Source organism: Virgibacillus kimchii (assembly GCF_055379185.1).
In genome coordinates, this window is record NZ_AP043951.1 from 1,306,121 (window position 1) to 1,323,481 (window position 17,361).

The 17,361-nt window shown below is 39.6% G+C and carries 19 protein-coding genes, 1 pseudogene and 1 other annotated feature; of the genes and pseudogenes, 1 reads left to right on the forward strand and 19 read right to left on the reverse strand.

Annotated features, from left to right (window positions below):
• Positions 1-9 precede the first annotated feature (9 nt).
• From ACZ42C_RS06700 to ACZ42C_RS06710, 3 genes are all read right to left on the reverse strand, one after another.
• Positions 10-549 carry a GbsR/MarR family transcriptional regulator gene (locus ACZ42C_RS06700; protein ID WP_461183057.1) on the reverse strand — a complete coding sequence of 180 codons (540 nt, stop codon included), beginning with the start codon at positions 547-549 and terminating at the stop codon, positions 10-12.
• 156 nt (positions 550-705) lie between these two features.
• Entirely contained in the window at positions 706-1,791 is a 1,086-nt protein-coding gene (locus tag ACZ42C_RS06705) for a M42 family metallopeptidase (protein WP_461183058.1), read from the reverse strand.
• 73 nt (positions 1,792-1,864) lie between these two features.
• Positions 1,865-2,350 carry a dUTP diphosphatase gene (locus ACZ42C_RS06710; protein ID WP_461183059.1) on the reverse strand — a complete coding sequence of 162 codons (486 nt, stop codon included), beginning with the start codon at positions 2,348-2,350 and terminating at the stop codon, positions 1,865-1,867.
• A 224-nt stretch (positions 2,351-2,574) separates the two neighbouring features.
• Here ACZ42C_RS06710 and ACZ42C_RS06715 point away from each other — a divergent pair, with 224 nt between their 5' ends.
• Entirely contained in the window at positions 2,575-2,967 is a 393-nt protein-coding gene (locus ACZ42C_RS06715; RefSeq protein WP_461183060.1) for a sigma-w pathway protein ysdB, read from the forward strand.
• Positions 2,968-3,003: 36 nt separating this feature from the next.
• Here ACZ42C_RS06715 and ACZ42C_RS06720 read toward each other — a convergent pair whose 3' ends face one another.
• The 16 genes and pseudogenes from ACZ42C_RS06720 to ACZ42C_RS06795 form a co-directional block, all read right to left on the reverse strand.
• Entirely contained in the window at positions 3,004-3,576 is a 573-nt protein-coding gene (locus tag ACZ42C_RS06720; RefSeq protein WP_461183061.1) for a TVP38/TMEM64 family protein, read from the reverse strand.
• Positions 3,577-3,640: 64 nt separating this feature from the next.
• On the reverse strand, positions 3,641-3,919 hold the full coding sequence (locus tag ACZ42C_RS06725; RefSeq protein ID WP_461183062.1) for a DUF1294 domain-containing protein: 279 nt from the start codon (positions 3,917-3,919) through the stop codon (positions 3,641-3,643).
• 37 nt (positions 3,920-3,956) lie between these two features.
• On the reverse strand, positions 3,957-4,577 hold the full coding sequence (locus ACZ42C_RS06730) for a hypothetical protein (protein WP_461183063.1): 621 nt from the start codon (positions 4,575-4,577) through the stop codon (positions 3,957-3,959).
• 233 nt (positions 4,578-4,810) lie between these two features.
• Entirely contained in the window at positions 4,811-5,167 is a 357-nt protein-coding gene (rplT, locus tag ACZ42C_RS06735) for a 50S ribosomal protein L20 (protein ID WP_461183064.1), read from the reverse strand.
• Positions 5,168-5,215: 48 nt separating this feature from the next.
• Complete coding sequence (rpmI, locus tag ACZ42C_RS06740; RefSeq protein WP_461183065.1) at positions 5,216-5,413, reverse strand: 50S ribosomal protein L35; 198 nt, start codon at positions 5,411-5,413, stop codon at positions 5,216-5,218.
• 123 nt (positions 5,414-5,536) lie between these two features.
• The gene (infC, locus tag ACZ42C_RS06745; RefSeq protein ID WP_461183074.1) at positions 5,537-6,046 is read right to left on the reverse strand and encodes a translation initiation factor IF-3; all 510 of its coding nucleotides are present in this window, start codon (positions 6,044-6,046) and stop codon (positions 5,537-5,539) included.
• 62 nt (positions 6,047-6,108) lie between these two features.
• Positions 6,109-6,238 (reverse strand) — a sequence feature (ribosomal protein L20 leader region).
• 91 nt (positions 6,239-6,329) lie between these two features.
• Positions 6,330-8,273: a threonine--tRNA ligase gene (gene thrS / locus ACZ42C_RS06750; RefSeq protein WP_461183066.1), complete on the reverse strand. Its 1,944-nt coding sequence runs from the start codon at positions 8,271-8,273 to the stop codon at positions 6,330-6,332.
• Positions 8,274-8,763: 490 nt separating this feature from the next.
• The gene (ytxC, locus tag ACZ42C_RS06755; RefSeq protein WP_461183067.1) at positions 8,764-9,621 is read right to left on the reverse strand and encodes a sporulation protein YtxC; all 858 of its coding nucleotides are present in this window, start codon (positions 9,619-9,621) and stop codon (positions 8,764-8,766) included.
• 569 nt (positions 9,622-10,190) lie between these two features.
• Positions 10,191-11,120, reverse strand: coding sequence for a primosomal protein DnaI (gene dnaI / locus ACZ42C_RS06760; RefSeq protein ID WP_461183068.1), 930 nt, complete (start codon positions 11,118-11,120; stop codon positions 10,191-10,193).
• 21 nt (positions 11,121-11,141) lie between these two features.
• Entirely contained in the window at positions 11,142-12,485 is a 1,344-nt protein-coding gene (locus ACZ42C_RS06765) for a replication initiation and membrane attachment family protein (protein WP_461183069.1), read from the reverse strand.
• Positions 12,486-12,512: 27 nt separating this feature from the next.
• A complete protein-coding gene (gene nrdR, locus ACZ42C_RS06770) occupies positions 12,513-12,983 on the reverse strand; it encodes a transcriptional regulator NrdR (protein WP_461183070.1) in 471 nt (156 codons plus the stop codon).
• Positions 12,984-13,012: 29 nt separating this feature from the next.
• Positions 13,013-13,393 (reverse strand): cytosolic protein, encoded by a 381-nt coding sequence (locus tag ACZ42C_RS06775; protein ID WP_461183071.1) that lies wholly within the window; start codon positions 13,391-13,393, stop codon positions 13,013-13,015.
• A 312-nt stretch (positions 13,394-13,705) separates the two neighbouring features.
• Positions 13,706-14,737, reverse strand: coding sequence for a glyceraldehyde-3-phosphate dehydrogenase (locus ACZ42C_RS06780; RefSeq protein ID WP_461183072.1), 1,032 nt, complete (start codon positions 14,735-14,737; stop codon positions 13,706-13,708).
• A gap of 171 nt (positions 14,738-14,908) precedes the next feature.
• Positions 14,909-15,508, reverse strand: coding sequence for a dephospho-CoA kinase (gene coaE / locus ACZ42C_RS06785; protein ID WP_461183073.1), 600 nt, complete (start codon positions 15,506-15,508; stop codon positions 14,909-14,911).
• Positions 15,505-15,897 (reverse strand): annotated as a pseudogene (locus ACZ42C_RS06790) (zinc finger domain-containing protein); the annotation flags it as partial. The pseudogene ACZ42C_RS06790 and the gene coaE, both read right to left, overlap by 4 nt.
• Before the next feature lie 166 nt (positions 15,898-16,063).
• A complete protein-coding gene (locus ACZ42C_RS06795) occupies positions 16,064-17,293 on the reverse strand; it encodes an IS4 family transposase (RefSeq protein WP_461183821.1) in 1,230 nt (409 codons plus the stop codon).
• Positions 17,294-17,361 lie beyond the last annotated feature (68 nt).

The window sequence follows — 17,361 nt, forward strand, 5'->3', positions numbered from 1 at the left end:
TTCTCTGCATTAATCATTATTCTTTTTAGGGATTTGTTCCAACACTTCTTTGGATTCGAAATAATTTGCCAGCCGCATTAACCAATCCAAATAACTTTTCGTATTTGAAATTAATTCAAGATCCCTTTTGGCAAGCTCTCCGGCTTCAGCATCTTTGGCATTGACAGCAATTTCCTTAATGGAGTCCTCTGTCTGTTCTATTGCTTTAGCAATTAAACTTCGTTCCAAACGGATCTGCTTAACAAAATAGTTAAGAAAATTGTTAAGGAAATCTTTTTCAGCTATGAAGTGGTCTTTCCTTTGGCCTTTCTTCCATACCTTCGTAACCATTTCGGTATCCATTAACTCCCGGACGCCATTACTTACACTTGCTTTACTCATGGAAACCTGTTCCTTTATCTCATCCAACGTTAATGGTTCATCCGAAAAATAAAGAACACCGTAAATTCTTCCTACAGAAGGAGAGACACCGTATGCAACCATTGATTGAGCAATCGCAGAAATAAGAATATCCTGCGTTTCTTCTAATTTATCCAGCTCTCCGGCCAATATTTCGCCCCCTTTCCGTTCAGTTAATTTAATTTATATAATACATTTTAAACTAATTATATAAAATGTCAAGTTTACTAATAATTATTCTTTCCATAAAAAAATACCTGGTAATTACCAAGTATTTTTTCATATTATGCTATTATTATTTCAGCATTAAGCCAATTTAATTTCTTTCACTGTCTCGTTATCCATCTTTTTAATTGCCTCTACGATTAGTTTAACGGCATTTTCAAAATCATCACGATGCAAAATCGCTGCATGAGAATGGATATATCTTGTTGCAATGGTAATAGATAGAGAAGGAACACCGTTGGCAGTCAAGTGAATTGCTCCTGAATCGGTGCCGCCCCCGGCCATGGATGTATACTGGTAAGGGATGTCATGTTCATCCGCCGTTTTGACAATAAAGTCACGTACTCCTTTATGCGAGATCATGGATGCATCATACAACACAAGCTGTGGACCCTTTCCAAGTTTACTGTCTGCATCACTGTCGGAAATACCAGGTGTGTCTCCGGCAATGCCCACGTCCACGCCAAAACCGATGTCCGGCTGGATTTTATTTGCCGAAGTACGGGCACCGCGGAGGCCGACTTCCTCCTGAATGGTACCGACTCCGTAGACCACATTTGGATGGTCTTCATCTTTCAGCTGTTTTAAAACTTCTATAGCAATGGCGCAGCCAATCCGATTATCCCATGCTTTCGCAAGCAGCATCTTTTCATTTTTCAGTTTGGTAAACTCAAAGTATGGCACAATGGAATCTCCCGGTTTCACACCAAAATCAAGTGCTTCTTCTTTGCTCGAAGCACCAATATCAATAAACATATCCTTGATTTCCACCGGCTTTTTGCGAGCTTCCGCTGTTAAAATATGTGGTGGTTTGGAACCGATCACGCCAGTGACATCCCCATTGCTTCCCATAATGGTAACACGCTGGGCAAGCATGACCTGAGACCACCATCCGCCGATTGTCTGAAAATAAACAAACCCTTTGTCATCAATTCTTGTAACCATAAAGCCGATTTCATCCAAGTGTCCTGCCACCATAATTTTCGGGCCGTCAGGATTACCTGCTTTTTTTCCGATTAAGCTGCCGAGATTATCTGTATATACCTCATCTGCATAGGGGGCAAGGTATTTTTCCATCACATCTCTTGCTTCCTTTTCATGTCCTGAAATTCCTTTTGCATCTGTTAAATCTTTCAGCATCGTCAATGTTTCGTCCGTTTTTGCCATTTACGAAAACCCTCCTCTATTTTATCCCCTCTTAGTATAACGAATTTTTACAGGACTACAAAATATTTCTTTCTTAATATCCTTCGTTTTGCCGGTTATAGTTCACTTCATTCTTTTCATGATATGCTTTTTTTATATCTGTTGCAGAAAATCCCAATAATTCACCCAGCTGCAAATAGCTCTCCATCAAATCTTCATAGGCTGTTTCACCGGGTTGTTTGTAAAATTGGACACATCTTTCAAACACATGATTAAACTGTTTTGTTACAGTAATTTCACCTGCCGGATGCGGCTTGCTTTTATATTGATGGCCGATCTCATTTCCCAGGGACAGAAGAAAATGAATCCCGTCCACATATTCCTCCAAAATAATATTTCTTTCACTTGGCGGTTTCGAGCTCCAGAATTTAAAACACCTTGTTTCATTTGCCAGTTCTCCCAGCTCCACAAGTAATGCCAAATACTTTTCCTGAAATACGTCTTTATTATGTAAATCATTATTGGATTCGATAAAGTTGTCCAATTCCCGCTGCATATTATATAATGCTGACCAGTCCAAGACATCTTCCCCCCTTTTTCTTTTAAACGATTGTAACACAAACTGCAATTTTTTTGTGAAACCTTTATCTCCATGTCTACGTATGTAAGAGATAACAAATTTATGTTGTTAAAGAGTCTGAATTGGGGAATTAAAATACAGAGTTCTTTTTTACTTTTTGTTAATATACGCATATGCAAGTAAAATGCTGTTCATTTTAAGCGTATAAGGGAGACATGTTTGCTATGATTGTTATATTATTTCGGCTACTTATACTTATTGCTATCATATTCCTGATCTATACGTGGATACAATATTTGCGCAATCCGGAAAGACGGCTGAAACTGGCCAAGGAAACAAATGAATTTTTCTTTTTGGATGAGCCGGGAAACAGCAAGAAAAATGTGCAATTTGTCTATAAAGGTTGTCTATTTGACGGGGAGAAATATCTCGGGACGACGGAAAACGCCTTTGAAGTGGTGGATATACATGTCACAGTAAGGGATCACCTTGAATTAAAGGGGTTTACTCGGGATGATTTATACTTCATGGAAAGCGAAATTCTAAAACGCTACCCACATGCAAAAATTGAATGGAAACATCCAATTAATCAACTTCTGATTACAAGTATAGAGTGAAACGCTCACCTGCTAATGCACAGGTGAGCAGGACTACTACGTACTCAGCTGGAAAAAGTCATTCCATTTAATATACATTTCTTTTCTTCTTAGCATAAAAATAATCGGCAGCAGGATAAGCAGAAATAAAAAGATATAAAATGGTGTGAGGTTGGATATCCATCCCCCTACAGACGTATAAACAAATGCCAGTGGAGCATTGGATAACAATGACATTCTCGTATAATCTTTGAATCCTGAAGTGACTTCTATCAGACATATGGACAGAAGATGAAAGTGGATAAATGGAATAAGCCGGAGAACAGCGATTTGCGAAGTTGTGAAGGCTGTATTTTTACCGATAATTTTCTGCTTCAGATACATGAACTTTTCATATGACTTTGGCATCCACCTGATTATAAAATAGAAAATAATGCTTGATAACGTGATGCCGATCAACGAATAAAATGTTCCGGCTACAGGTCCAAACAAGATACCCCCGGATATGCAGATAAACACAACTGGAACAAACACCAACGGTCTTACCAAGTGAAAAATAATAAACAATAAGGGCGCCAACAAACCGCCTGTACCAATTACCGCAACCAGGTAATCCCCTACATACTCCATTTCCTGCCTCCTTTACACCATTCATTTTGCACTGCAGTACATGTATATGACAATAGACGAGCTATTATGACATGGAATTAAACAAGTAACCTGCAAGTACGATATTTAGCACGAGCATGATCGGCATGCCAATCTTAAATGAAGTATGTCGTGTTTTGTGACGATGAAAATTCATACCGAACATCACACCGAGTGAACCTCCTAATGCCGCAAGCATCCAAAAAGTACGTTCAGGGACACGGTATTTTCTTTTTACTGCTTTTCTCTTGTCGACACCCATGATAATAAAGACCAATACGTTAACTGCAATTATGTAGAAAAGAAGCATGGATAGATTATTCATTACTTAATCCCTCCGTATCACATTTATATTGGAAAGCCTATTTTCCAGCTCTCGTTTCTGTCCTTGAGAATGCTTCTCGCGGACATTTGAACCACTGCTTTTGCCATTTCTGGCCTTGAGAACACTTCTCACGGACATTTGAAGCACTGCTTCTGACAATTTTGTCCTTGAGAATATTTCTCGCGGACATTTGAACCTCTTCTTCTCCCGTTTCTAGCCTTGAGAACACTTCTCGCGGACATTTGAAGCACTGTTTCTGACATTTCTGTCCTTGAGAACACTTCTCACGGACATTTGAAGCACTGCTTCTGACAACACTGTCCTTGAGAACACTTCTCGTGGACATTTGAACCTCTTCTTCTCCCGTTTCTGGCCTTGAGAACACTTCTCGTGGACATTTGAACCTCTTCTTCTCCCGTTTCTGGCCTTGAGAACACTTCTCACGGACATTTGAAGCACTGCTTCTGACAATTTTGTCCTTGAGAATATTTCTCGCGGACATTTGAACCTCTTCTTCTCCCGTTTCTAGCCTTGAGAACACTTCTCGCGGACATTTGAAGCACTGTTTCTGACATTTCTGTCCTTGAGAACACTTCTCACGGACATTTGAAGCACTGCTTCTGACATTTCTGTCCTTGAGAACACTTCTCGTGGACATTTGAAGCACTGCTTCTGACAATTTTGTCCTTGAGAATATTTCCATGTGCATTCTTAAGTTAGAGATCTGGATTAAACTCCTGCCGGTGAATATTTACCGGAATTTATAACTGTTTTATTGCTTGCTGGCGTAAATTGCTCCAATTCACACATTTTTTCCAACCCTCTACCTAATAAAAAGGCCAAATCCTTCCAAGCACTATACAGGATTTGGCCTAATTAATACACTATATCTTATTTTAAAGCTTCTTTTGCTTTATCTGCCAGCTGAGCAAAGGCTTTTTCGTCATTAATTGCAAGGTCAGAAAGCATTTTGCGGTTTACTTCGATGCCCGCCACTTTCAATCCATGCATTAAACGGCTGTATGAAAGATCATTCATACGTGCTGCAGCATTAATACGTGTAATCCATAATTTACGGAAATCACGTTTTTTCTGTCTGCGGTCACGGTATGCATATTGACCTGATTTCATTACTTGCTGTTTCGCTGTTTTAAACAGCGCTCTCTTCGAACCATAATAACCTTTTGCCAGTTTAAGGACGCGTTTACGACGTTTGCGCGTTACTGTTCCACCTTTTACACGTGCCATAATAATTCCCTCCTAATACAAATCAAAATCTATTTCATTCGTTTTATTTTATTTATAAGGCATCATTGTTTTAATACGTTTGAAGTCTCCGGAAGACACAATTGCACTTTTGCGCAGTTTGCGTTTTTGTTTTTGTGATTTATTTGCAAACATGTGGCTTGTGTACGCATGTGAACGTTTCAGTTTTCCGGTTCCTGTTTTTTTAAAGCGTTTTTGAGAACCTTTGTGGGTCTTCATTTTAGGCATATTGATTTCCTCCTTGTTAACTTAAATTGTTTCCTCAAATACCAAGCTTACCACTCATAAGCGGCGAAAGCCCTGGCTGCAATTATACAGATAATAGAATAAACCTTTATATTTGCCGGTAGATTACTTGTCTTTATCTTTGACAGGTGCAATCATCATAAACATATTGCGGCCTTCCATTTTCGGCTTGGATTCCACTGTTGCAATATCTTTTACTTCCTCAGCAAATCGATCCAGCACTTCTCTGCCGAGATCCTTGTGGGTAATTGCACGGCCACGGAATCTTACTGCTGCTTTTACTTTATCCCCTTTGGAAAGGAATTTCCTTGCATTTTTCAGCTTTGTTTCGAAGTCATGATCTCCGATACCGGGCGTAAAACGAACTTCTTTAACGTTAATTACTTTTTGCTTTTTACGGGCTTCTTTTTCTTTTTTCTGCTGTTCAAAACGATACTTCCCGTAGTCCATAATCCGGCATACCGGCGGTTTTGCATTGGGTGCCACGAGCACCAAATCCAAATCACGCTTCCGGGCAATTTCCAGGGCTTCCTGTTTTGATTTCACCCCGAGTTGATCCCCTGTAGAGTCAATGAGACGTACCTCTCTCGCACGAATCTTTTCGTTAACATTCATATCTTTGCTAATAGCCAAGCCACCTCCAAATATTGTTGAATCTGATCCTGACAAGTGAAAGTTATCCATTAAAAAAGCGGGCACACGAATGCACCCACCTATCTCCATAGTTAAAAATCAAAAGATGTTTTGACCAGCCAACTGCTTCTTTAGCGTTGATCAGGTGAGAAGCGGGTGCTTCTACTTGTCGTAAGATCATTCAGTTTTATTAACTAATATAGCTTATCATGGATTCCAACTTGTGTCAAACAACTTTTAACAGCACCACTTACTGACCAAACGTCTATGATTTTAACAGTGCCTTTTCTGTAATTTCCTTTTTAATCATTGCTTCAAAGTCATTATATCCCAAAGTCTCCGTTTCTTTCTTTCCATAACGGCGAACATTGACGGCTTCTTCTTCCATTTCTTTATCTCCAAGAACGAGAGCATAAGGTATCTTCTGCGTTTGTGCCTCGCGGATTTTATAACCAATTTTTTCATCCCGTTCATCCACTGACACCCTTACACCAGCAAAGCGAAGCTGCTCTTCCACTTTTTTCGCATAATCCAAATGTGCTTTCGGTGAAACAGGAATGACTTTTACTTGTACCGGTGCGAGCCATGTCGGGAAAGCCCCTTTATATTCTTCAATCAAAAATGCGACAAAACGTTCCATAGTTGATACTACTCCACGGTGAATGACAACCGGACGGTGTTCTTTTCCATCTTCCCCGATATAAGTTAAATCAAAACGTTCAGGCAGCTGGTAATCAAGCTGCACCGTTGAAAGAGTCTCATCTTTGCCTAAGGCCGTTTTAACCTGGACATCTAATTTAGGTCCATAAAAAGCAGCCTCACCTAATGCTTCCACATATTCCAGATCCATTTCTTCCATCGTTTCCTTCAACATACCTTCCGCTTTTTCCCACATCTCATCGTTGTCAATATATTTTTCTTTATCTTCCGGATCCCGGTAGGACAAGCGGAAATAGTAATCATCTATACCAAAATCTTTGTAAACCCGTTGAACAAGCTCCACTACCCGGATAAATTCCTCTTTTAACTGATCAGGACGGGCAAAAATATGCGCATCATTCAATGTCATGGCACGTACACGCTGCAGTCCTGCCAGAGCACCGGACATTTCATAGCGGTGCATGGTTCCCAGTTCGGCAATCCGGACCGGCAGATTACGATAGCTCCACAACTGGTTTTTAAAAACCATCATGTGATGGGGACAATTCATTGGACGAAGCACAAGTTCTTCATTATCCATTTCCATCGTAGGGAACATATCATCCTGGTAATGATCCCAATGACCGCTTGTTTTGTAAAGATCCACATTTGCAAGTACCGGTGTATAGACATGATCGTAGCCCAGGCGCTCTTCAACATCGACAATATATCGTTCGATCTCACGGCGAATCGTTGCCCCTTTTGGCAGCCACATCGGCAATCCTTGTCCAACATCCTGAGAAACGGTAAAAATACCAAGCTCTTTTCCAAGCTTCCTGTGATCTCGTTCCTTTCTTTCCTCGAGAATACGCAAATACTCCTCGAGCTGCCCCTGTTTTTCAAAGGCTGTACCATATATCCGCTGGAGCTGCTGGTTATCACTGTCCCCTCTCCAATAAGCGCCGGAAATGCTTAACAGTTTGAAAGCTTTTATCTTATTGGTTGAGGGTACGTGAATCCCCCGGCAAAGGTCATAGAACTCTCCTTGTTCATACAAGGTAACCTGTTCATCCTCGGGGATGGCGTCAATCAATTCCTGTTTTAAATGGTCATCCTTAAACATTTCTTTAGCTTTATCCCTGCTCACTTCCAGGCGTTTTATTTCCAGTGCTTCATCTACAATTTTTTTCATTTCCTTTTCAATTTCCGGCAGATCGTCAGGTGTTATTTTATGATCCATATCCATATCATAATAGAAGCCTTCTTCAATTACCGGACCTACGCCAAACCGCACATCTTTATACAGTCGCTTAATTGCCTGAGCCATCAGGTGTGCGGTGGAGTGCCGCATGATATCAATACCTTCTTCATTTTTGTAAGTAATGATTTCAAGCTTACCGCCATAATTCAGACCTCGTTTTAAATCAATTTCCTCCCCGTCCAGCTTAATGGCAAGTGCCTGCTTTTTCAGTCCGGGTGAAATGCTTGCCGCAATTTCTTCTCCAGTCGTTCCTGCGGGAAAGTCCTTTTCCGCCCCATCAGGAAAAATAATTTTAATTTCTTCTGCCATCATCTTCACTCCTCATTCTTATAATACTGTTTGAAAAAGTGATCTGTCCTAAAAAAGCTATTTAATAATCAGGAACCCTGACAGCCTTTTTGTCACATTTTCCTTAAATGCTACATATGTGGTTCTGCAGAAATGTCCGCATCGAAACAAAAGTCTTGGAAAATAGACTAAAATAAAAACGCCCACCCCCTTGCTTCATTGCAAAGGGACGAGCGCTTGAGACGTCGTGGTTCCACCCAATTTCCCGCAAAATTTGCGGCTTCATGATCTTTAACGCAAGATAAGACGCTGCTGTTTCAATACAATCCCCAGCAGAGTTCCAAGGTGGTAATTGATTGGTTATACAGGGAAGCTTCCAGCCTTGGCCTCCTTCTCTGGACTGTATATTTACCAAAAAATTTTGTCCTTGTCATCACTTTTCTTTTATCCAATTTGCCAAGCAATATAATATAATTCGTATTATAGCTTTACATTTAATGAAAATCAAGTGTTATTTCTGATCATTCATTTTTTTATATGGAAAAGGGAAATAACGAATATCCTTAAAGGCTGCTTTTTCCTGGAAGATATTGATGATCGTCAATGTCTTCGGTTCAGCAGGGTCATTTCCATAAATTTTTATCTTTTCCGGCGCCATGGCAATGAGCGGTGCCAGATTCATTTCATTTTCATCCAATCCAAATATATACAATGCCTCGTTTTGCATCCGTTCCCTTAATTCCTTATTAGAAAAAGGTTTCCCATGTTCATTAAAGAATATAAAAGGATCACCCTGGAGCATATATATGAGCGGGACAGATGACTGTTTTTTGGTGATATAATTCCGAAGTACATTAACAAATTCCTGATGTTCCTCTTCCCGTTTATACTCATCAATTGCCAGTCCTACATAATGTATGAGTTGATCTTTAAAAGGATTGAGGCAAAATTTTACAAGTGAATCAAAATGTACAACCGCAGTATGTTTTATATTTGATATAAATAAAGAGTGTATTAATTCACTTGGATCTTTGTTTTTACGTATTTTCAGGCTGTCTTTATCTTCTCCGGAAATAATCCACCGGGTAAGGTCCTGTATTCGCTCCCTCTCGATAGGATTTGTATAATAATAATAGTCTCCAATAATACCATCGATCATTTTCCCTAAACGGAATGTCAGAAATACATCTACCATCGCCTGGGTAACCACATTAAGAAATTCCTTTTTCGGCATCCTCTCCTCCAACTGTATTTGATTCCCCCATGTGTCATCCGTTTTCCAGGTTAATTCAAATTCTTTATGGTAATGGAAAATCTCCTCGCAAAAACGAATGACTTCTTTGTTTGATTCAAAAAAAAATTTCAGCAAAAATCATCACCCTCGCCCAACACCAAACTGTTACATTATATGGACAAAAGTGGCTAAAAATGAATAAACCGAAAAACTAGTAAAAACTTTTACAGCTAGAGTCGGAAAGAGGATTCTTCTAAATCATAGGCAAAAGAAGGAGGCGGGTTTGACGTGGTTTTAATTACTCACGTAGCGATGATTTACACATGAGTTCCGAACATACTCGGCGACTCTTTGAAAATGAAATGCTGACGAGAATTATTGCGGGTCCTCAGGGTGAGAACAGTTTTTTCTCAAGGCAAAGAGAAACAGAGAAAACCGCCAATGGGAGTTACATTTTAGCACAGAGGCTGGGACATAACTTTAACGTCCAGCAGAAAATCCAAACAAATCATGGTGATAGAGTATCACCGGCCGCTCCGGGAATATACTTCGCTTTCCAAGTCCCAGCCTCTCGTACTGGAAAGCGAAGTTGGTTGTCGGAACAAATAAGTATACTAAATTTCTGCTTCTTGTTAATTAAATATTATTCACAGCCTCTTAAAATATTGTTCCAGATATATGCTTATGTGTGCAGCAGATATTTATTATTCTCTCCTATTACTCCCAAACAGTTTAACTTCTCTGCTCACCTGCCTGATCCGCTCTATTATACGTCCGGCCTTTACTGTTTCAATTCCGCTTCTAGTGGAAGCAAGATGATCCTCCAACTGTGCCAGACTATAATTGGAAGTAAAGAAAACCGGCAGGCCTTCCATCATTCGATATTGTAAAATAGATCCGAGGATTTCATCCCGGAACCAGGATGATTGCATTTCTGCTCCGATATCATCCAGCATCAGCACATCCGCCCGTTTAAAAAAGTCTATTTTTTCATTGATGGAATCATCTTTTAATGACGATTTCATTTCCCGAACAAATTCCGGCATGTATATGAGGGACGAAGAAATATTTAATTCTTTTAATTTATTTGCCAATGCACCGAGAAAATATGTTTTCCCCACACCAAATGGGCCATAGAAATATATCCCCTTTTCCGGGAGGCCGGACTTACTCTGCTCCACAAAATAAATTAATTGCTTTATCGCTTCATTCCTTTGCGGATCCCCACTATCAATATCAGCAAGGTTTGCTTTTAGTATTTCCTTTGGCATATATAAGCTCTGGACGAGTTTTTGTTGCTTTCGTTTATTCTCTTCATCCACCCTGTTATGGCACTTTTCATAGGATAAATGTATTTCTCCGTTATTTACTTCAAGAATAGGAGAATACCCCTGGATCATATTTATGCAGGAACCATAAGACGCACAGTCACTGCACTGTTTGGACTGCGTTTTGAATTCATGTAACTTAATCAGGTTTTTTTCAATTTCACTATCCGTTAACTCAGGGTGAAAAGATAAAAATTCTTTGATATCAGGGTCCTGCAGAATTTCCTGCTTGACCTTCGTATAGTTCTCCTGGAAGTTCACGTTTTTTTCCATCCATTTTCTTAACGTTGATTGTACCGGCTTCATCAAAACCATCCTTAAAAACGATTAGTTTTTGCTGCCGCTTGAATACTGACGCAGCAACGCTTCAATCTCTTTTTGTTCCTGTTTCACATCGGCTGTCTCCCGCTTGATTTCCGGTGCTTTCTGCTTTTGTTTCCGTTCCTTAAACCAATCCGGGACAACTTCGGTTGATACCGGCTTTTTATAATAGTTGTTCGTCCTTGTCTTCTGTTTGTTCCGGTATCTTTCTTTTTCCTTTTTGGCAAAGCGCATCGCTTCTTTGGCTGTCGATAAGTTAGCCCTTGACCAATGACTGGCTATCTTTTCCATATATCCCTTGGATAACCGCATATTGGATTGCAGCAACACATAATGGATAAGCACATTCATTACCGGAGAAGGCAACCCCTGTGAAACCATTACCTCCCGAATGACTTTCATATCCTGTTCAGATGCCTGTTTCCCTTTTGATAAGTCCTCAAGCAGCTGCTTTGGTGAAATGGTTTCCAGTTCATGAATCAGCTGCTCTTCCTTGGAAACAGGCTTTTCCAACATTTGTTGATCGCCAGTTGTTTCCTTCTCAGTTAATTTAATGGTTTTTCCATTATTTTTTGTTTTAAATAAATCATGGCAGGCAGTTTTAAACTCTTCTATATGTAACTCATTTTCTTCAGTTAATGCCCATTGCAACGATTTTTCAATTTCAAACATTTCCAGTTCATACAGTTGCATCATTTGTGCAATTATTTTCCGGTTATCTTTGGAAAGTACCCGATGGGCAGGAATCATCCGCTGTTTTAACATTTGCTCAAGCCAGGAAAAATCAACCTCGGTTTCATCTCCCATACCCTGCACATTGTTTTCTGTGATCACTTCAGGCGGCACCATTGGCTGAATCGTTTCAAATATTTCATGAAAACCGGCGGTAATTTCTTTTCCGCGATTATGAAGTGGCGCGGGTGAGAAATAGTTCTTTAATCTGGAGAATTTCGCCTCTCCGATATGATGATACAACAACTGTGTCAGCATGGCATCCGTGAAGAAGGCCTTTGTTCCAAATGGCGGTTGTAATTCATATATAAATATACGTTTGCCTTCTGTCTGTTTCTCAAATACTCTTAATAAACCGATCCCCTCAAGGGTTACCCTGGTGCGGTATATTTCATCCAGGGGGAGGTTTAAGTAATTCATTAATGTATGGTGAGTCTGTGCCTGTTGTTCCACTTGCAAATCTATTTCATGAAGCAGTGTCTGATATAATGTAACAGCTCTGCTTCCGATAAGCGGCTGATATAAATGGGTTAAAGACTGGGTATAATCCAAAGGTAAATCCGCATATATGGATGCGTAATATCCATCAACCGGTAATATTTTTCCAATACTTTTCATTTTTCTCTAACCCCTTTTAGTCGCGATTTAAGAATCATTTTTTGAATCGGTTTTGATCAGATCCTTCAGTTCATCAAGAAAGACACTGATATCCTTAAACTGACGATAAACGGAAGCAAATCTGACATAGGCCACTTCATCTACTGACGAAAGACGGTCCATGACAATTTCTCCCACTTCTTTGCTGTCCACTTCCGCATTTCCTCTATTCCGCAATTCCTTTTCCGTGTCCAGCGCGATTTCTTCAATTTTATCCAAAGGAACCGGTCTTTTTTCACAGGCTCTGATCAAGCCCCTGACCAGTTTTTCCCTGCTGAACTCCTGTCTCGCCCCGTCTTTTTTTACAACAATTAAAGGTACTTCTTCCACTCGTTCAAAAGTAGTAAAACGAAACCCGCACTCTTCGCATTCCCGCCTTCTGCGGATAGCCTGTCCTTCTTCAATTGGCCGGGAATCGAGAACTTTTGTACTTTTATTATGGCAATTTGAACATCTCACTTGTTCCACCCCTATTATTTTCTACCCCTTTAATCAGCCGGGGGTAATTCTTTGTCCAATCGTTCGTATAAATGGCTGATCACCCTTCTATTGTGCCCGAAATCAAAAGGCATCACACCCTCGGCAGTTGCTGAAAAATCAATGGCTGTCCGGAAAGGCCGTACCATAATGACGGTAGCTACAATAAAAGTTTTTTTTCCTCCTGTAATATAAAAACTCATTTCTCCATGTTCTTTTGAAATGGCATTTAATTTATATTCCGTACTATTCTCCACCATATCTTCCAGGAGATCAAAACCTTGTTCCTTTGTTATTTTATAATACCTTGTTCTCAGCATAGGATCCCAATGTCGATCCTTGGTTTCATGGTTATTGCTGAGATACTTAAGCAAAAAATGACGAAAAGACATATTTTCAGCACCCTATTTCCATTCTCTTTTATCTATTTTACCACGATTCCAATGAATCCTCTATCCGTAAAATATAAAGTCTGTTTTATCATCATATAACCCACTATATTATTTATTGGCTGAAACCTTGGTTACACAGCATTACATTCTATTCTCTAATGCTTTGGAAAATCTCGCACTTGTAAAGCTTTTAAGTGCTACGGTTCAACAGTTCCTCGTCCCACCATAAACACTTACCGGGATTTTGTATTTTTAACGTATAAAAAAGGTACACCAGTAATTGATGTACCTCATCTTTTAAACGATAAAGAGTTATGAAATTTTTGCGTGTTTCTGATGCATATAACTGCCGACATACCTGGTTAAATCCAGTACACGTCTGGAGTATCCCCACTCATTATCATACCATGCCAATACTTTTACTTTCGTACCTTCCATTACCATCGTTGACAATCCATCGATGACAGCTGAGTATTCGCTGGTCGTGTAATCAACAGAAACGAGTGGCTCATCACTGTAATCAATGATACCATTTAATTCATTTTTGGATACCTGCTTAAAGACTTCGTTAATTTTTTCAGGTGTTACTGTTTCTTTTACATCAACAACCAGATCAACCAATGACACATTAGGTGTCGGGACACGCAGCGCCATTCCATGAAGTTTGCCGTTTAAATGCGGCAGCACCTCCCCAAGCGCCTTTGCTGCACCGGTCGATGTAGGGATGATTGATTGCGTCATCCCTCTTCCTCTGCGCAAATCCTTATGGGGATTATCCAAGTTCTTCTGGTCATTGGTAAATGAATGGACGGTGGTCATCAAACCGTTTTCAATAGAAAAATTGTCATCCAGTACTTTTACAACTGGTGCCAGACAGTTGGTTGTACAGGATGCATTGGAAATAACATCATCCTGAGCGGGGTCGAAAGTCTCCTCATTTACTCCCATTACGATGGTTTTATCCACCTGTTTTCCAGGTGCGGTAATAACAACTTTTTTCGCCCCGGCTTCCATATGGAGTCCGGCACTTTCCTTCGTCTTAAACTTGCCGGTCGCTTCAATAACAACATCGATATCAAGTTCTTTCCAGGGCAGTTTTTCCGGTTGTCTGGAATTTACAATCGATATCTTTTTATGATTAATTTCCAGTCCGTCCTCAAGCGCTTTCACTTCCCCCTGAAAGCGGCCATGGACACTGTCATATTTGATTAAATGGGCCAGCGTTTCTGCAGGATAACTTGCATTTATCGCTACCACTTCAAATTTTTCATCCACTACAGCCTGGCGAAACACCATTCGTCCGATGCGGCCAAATCCATTAATAGCAATCCGGGTCTTATTCATCGCAAATCCTCCCATATATGTTACACTCATTTTCTGTTTTTCCTGTAATTAGTATAACATATTTAGCGGAAAATGTACGTTTTATTGCCAGGTTTATATATGTTTATATTTTTTGAATAAAAAGACATAAGATGGTATTAAAAATCCGCCTGTACAGACGGATTTCCTTTTTTATATAATCTCCCAGTCTTTTAAAATCGACTCCAGCTGCCGGAAGGAATCAAACTTGCTTCCATTATTATTAATTACTTTATCCGCCAGTTCCGCTTTCTCCTTCGCAGGAATCTGGGTCTTGATCCGTTGCATGGCTTCATCTTCCGAATAGCCATTCCTCTCCATCAGCCGTTGCAGCTGGACTGATTCATCTGCATAGACAACAAGCGTTTTATCGACAAACTGGGTCAATTTACTTTCAAATAACAGAGGTATATCAAGAACAATGCACTTTTCTTCATTTTTAATATAATCATCCCGTTTTTCCAGCATTCTTTCTCTGACTGCCGGATGTACAATCTGATTTAATATATTTCGCTTTGACTCATCCGCGAACACGATTTGCCCCAACGTTTCCCTGTCCAACGTCTTATCTTCTCTCAAAATTTCTTCTCCGAACGCATCAATAATTTCTTTATACGCTTTTTCACCGGGTTTTACTACCTCTCTGGAAAGTTTATCCGCATCAATAACTGGTATGTTAAAATCATCAAACATGAGGGAAACAGTGCTTTTTCCAGTAGCTATACTGCCGGTTAAACCAATTACAAGGGTCATTTTCTCACCTCTTTCAGCTTCTGGCATTTATTGCAAACATGGGTGCCCCTTCCGCCCACTTTCATTTTGACGATATGTTGGCCGCAGACTTTACACCCTTTATTTTCCTGACCATAGACAAAAAGCTCCTGCTGGAACATCCCCATATCTCCTTGTGAGTTAACATAGGAGCGTATTGTCGTTCCGCCTTGCTTTACTGCACCGTCCAAAGTCTCAATGGCATGCTTTCTGATTTTCTTAATTTCTTTTTGTGTCAGTTTTTTTGCTTGTTTTAATGGATGAACACCTGCTTTAAATAATGTTTCATCTACATAGATATTTCCAAGTCCGGCAACAACTGTCTGGTCCAGTAATACTGACTTTATAACCCGATCCGTTTTCTTTAATTTATTTCACTAGCGTTGCATTAAAAAGTAAAAACAATGTCAATCAATAAATTTGGTAGCTTCAGTTATTTAGTTCAATTTTCTGATAAATACCTAGTTTTATTCGAGAAAAAAAGTTAATAGGCTTTAAAGGTAGCCCTTCATCCATTTTTAGAATTTTATATATTTATTAGTTAACTGGATCGTAGCTTAGATCATCTAAGTGCAAAACCTCCTCTGATTCGTATTGTGCCAAGGTTTCATTAAAAACCTTTTCGTGGTCCAGCCTTCGTCGTCCATTGGATGATCGTTCTGGTTTCCTGAATAATTCGGAAATAAAAAATGTCATGGATTGTGACCAGAAATCACGGGTCCAACGCAACATTTCGACTAAAGTTCCTTCATAGCCCAACTTGTTTTTCATTAACAGGGTTAGGCAGAAAGTAATCATAGCTATTAGTATTTGATTGTATACAGCGTTTTCACTCTTTCCATACAGTTTTTTGATAACCAGATGTTGCTTTATCCATTTGAAAAACAATTCAATTTGCCAGCGATGCCGGTAAATATCACTGATTTCCTGTGCACCGACGGTTGCATCGTTACACACAATTCGGATCTGGTTCCCTTCGCTGTCTACAGTTTCTATTAACTGCAGCGGATTCTTCATGTTTCCAATCTTCACGATCGCATGCCTGGAGATTGAAGAATCCTCATCTACCGGCAATTCCTCGATGACATTTACAACAGTATTCGATTTAATTCTTGTGGCAAACCGGATACCTTTTTCACAATAATAATCAAACTTAGCAAAGTTGAAATAACCTCGATCGAAGACATGAAGGACCCCTTTATCCGGCACAATTAATGAATCCAACTGAGTTTCATCAGCAGGTCTTGCAGGGGTAAGTATCATATCATTTGGATAAGAGATATCATCACAAAAGACGATGGAAGTATGCATCTTCACTCCCGCTTTTGTCTCCCGAAAATCTGCCCATTCATATTGGCTGAGACACATGGAAATGGTCGATGAATCAATCAGATGAAGCTTTCCAAGTGATTTGTCTGTCATTGTTGGGCCAAGTATTTGGTGCAGCTTTTGAATTAAATGATGCAGGATCGCCTGAAAAATCTCGGGTGGAATATCTCCATTTTTTCGAGAGAGTTGTGATTTACTAATGCTCTCTATACCAACAAGTCTTTGCACCGTTTTCTTTCGTTTAATCGTATCACTTATCCGCTTCAGACTATCTAAGTTTTTTAACTGGGCATAGATAAAAGCATTCGTAAACGTAAGTACATCAAGCTTTTTGACGTATTTGTCAACTTCGGCATGATCAATCATTTTTTGTATTACCTTTGAATCTAATGGATGAATGTATTCCTTGAATACAGTTTTTATGGTATTATTGTCCATGGTTTCTCCTTATAGTTAGGGATTTGGACAGGACTACCATACCCTAATTATAAGGTTTTTTTAATGGA